The sequence below is a fragment of the Vaccinium witches'-broom phytoplasma str. VAC genome (genome assembly GCF_000309405.1).
GTDB lineage: Bacteria > Bacillota_I > Bacilli_A > Acholeplasmatales > Acholeplasmataceae > Phytoplasma.
Map to the genome: position 1 here is coordinate 1 of NZ_AKIN01000062.1, position 2553 is coordinate 2553.

Annotated in this window: 1 protein-coding gene; it reads left to right on the top strand. The window is 34.2% G+C overall.

All coding sequences use genetic code 11. The features are described 5' to 3' along the window. Positions 1 to 653 precede the first annotated feature (653 nt). Positions 654 to 2396 (top strand): group II intron reverse transcriptase/maturase, encoded by a 1743-nt coding sequence (gene ltrA / locus RI68_RS01710; protein ID WP_017193533.1) that lies wholly within the window; start codon positions 654 to 656, stop codon positions 2394 to 2396. The last annotated feature ends 157 nt before the right edge of the window (positions 2397 to 2553 follow it).

Below are 2553 nucleotides of genomic sequence, written 5' to 3' on the forward strand. Positions count from 1 at the left end.
AAGGGTTAATATAAAATGTTAACCAACGAACAAAAAGCGTGGGCGCCAAAGATGCCTAAATATCGTGTTATCTAACCAATAACCAGTGCGATAAACACTGAATGGATATGGTCGGTCCGTTAAACGAAAGAATAATGGATTACAGCAGACCATAAAAGCGGATTGAGACGAAGTAGTTAGTCAAGATGATACCGCCACCAAATTGTCCCATGGATAAGCCTGAAATGGTCTAAGAAGAAAAGCAGATGTAATTTGTTAACCTAGTACGCAAACTACCGAAACCGTATAGTCCAGAGTCTATCAATATATAACGCTTGTAGTGGATAGTTTATCAATAAAGAAAACCTGGAATCTCACCGACAGTCAGGAAAGACAAAAAAACATAAGCGGTTACTTCACCTAATGGACAAAGGTAGATATTTAGAGTAACTTGGAGAATCCTAAAAGCTAGTTATTTAATTAACAAGTCAAGGAATAAATGCCAAGACGCTCAAGGATAAAGAAGCTATTTAATAGTCGTGGATAATTCAAAGTTAGCATTGGAATATGCTAACACAATGACCCACCAGGGCGAAGGTTAATAACCTTTACAAGGCGAAAGTAGCTAGTAATTTACTATTTATTCACTGTAATCAAGGAAGGAGTTGATAAATATGTCAACAACTGTTTCAGATGAAACTAAGCTTTCGCGAACATTGAATAAGATTCTATATTGTTCTACAAATAACTATCCTCTAAAAAGAGAATTACAGCAAGGAATGAATAATCTACATAACACATTAATTGCATTTAACAAAATTGCAACCAACAAAGGCGCGGGTACACCTGGAATTGATGGTAATTCAATTGACAGTCTCAATCTTAAAAAATTAGAAAGATATCACAAGGAATACATCAATAACAAGTACAATCCAAAGCCTGTTAAAAGAATATTCATTCCCAAAGACAACGATAAGGTTAGACCTCTTGGAATACCTACCATAAAAGATAGAATAGTCCAAAAAAGCCTTGAACAACTCTTAACTCCTTATTTTGAAAATCAATTCTTAGAATGGAGTTTTGGATTTAGAACCAAAAAATCCTGTCTTGATGCAATCAAACGCGTCAAACAAAGATTTCAAGGAATTGATTATATCATCAAAATTGACCTTAAAGGTTATTTTGACACAATCAATCATAAAACTCTTATGAAAACCTTGAGGAAGTTTATACGTAAGAATAAAACTCTTTCAACCATTAATAAATGGTTAAAAGCTGGGTTCATGAAAGATGGCATCAAATACGAATCTTTATCTGGTTCTCCACAAGGAGGAATCATTTCCCCATTGCTTGCCAATGTATATTTACATTACATTGACATCAAAATGGATGAACTAATTAAAGAAGGAACACCAATAAGGAAAGCAAACCCAGGATATGGAAAAGCATACCATCAAGGAATGCATCATAAACTGGGGATTGATAGACAAATTAACCTAAATCCAAAAACAAGAGTTGAATATATCCGATATGCCGATGATTTTATCATAGGAATTAAAGGAAAATATGACAAAGCTGAAACTATTAAAAACCAAGTGACTCAATGGCTAGAACAAGATTTAAAACTAACAATTAGTAAAGATAAATCAAAAATTGTAAAAGCCAATAAGGGCACAAGGTTTCTATCCTACATGGTTAAGGTAAAACCAACCAGTAGTAAACTCACCAAAAAAACCCACAAAAAATCCCTAAACGGTCGGGTACAAATCCAAGTTCCCAAAGCAAAAGCCAAAGAATATGGATATGAATACAATTGGTTAAAAAGAGGAAAGATTAAGCATGATGAAACATTAGCAAGTAGGGACGAATTAGAAATAATACGCACTTATAAAACAATCGTACGTGGAATCATCCAATACTTTTGTTTAGCTAACAATCTAAATGCATTAACCCATCTAACCTATCTAGCTGAATATAGTTGTTTGAAAACCTTGGCAAGAAAACGCAAAACGACAATTGCCAAAGTGCGAAAAAAGTTTAATCGTAGCTCAACTTGGTCAATTCCTTATTTAAACAAAGAGAAAACCAGATATGAGTCATGGACTGTTTACCCTTGGGATAAAATTAAGAAAATGCGTAATTATAAGGAAAATCCCGATATCACCATCAATCCTTATCTATTCCAAGGTCGTACGAATCTAACAGACCGCCTCAAAGCGGAAATATGTGAAAAATGCGGCAAAACAACCCAACTTCAAATCCATCACATTGGTACGGTTCGCAATGAAAACCGCAAAAGCGTGATGAATAAGAGTACAAAAGTGTTATGCATAGATTGTCATAGAAATATTACGGACCAACAAATGCATGATATCAGATTAAATAACAAAAATAAAAGAACAAAAAAGAATAAATAGCTAATCAGCCGTAAGGCAAAATTAGTTCTCGAAAGAGAATAAATTATGGAAAGCCGTATGCTTGGAAACTTGCTCGTACGGTTTGGACGGGGGCTGATTGTAAATAAAACAGCAAACACAAATCGCTGAATAAAACGCAATTAATCTATCCGTATTA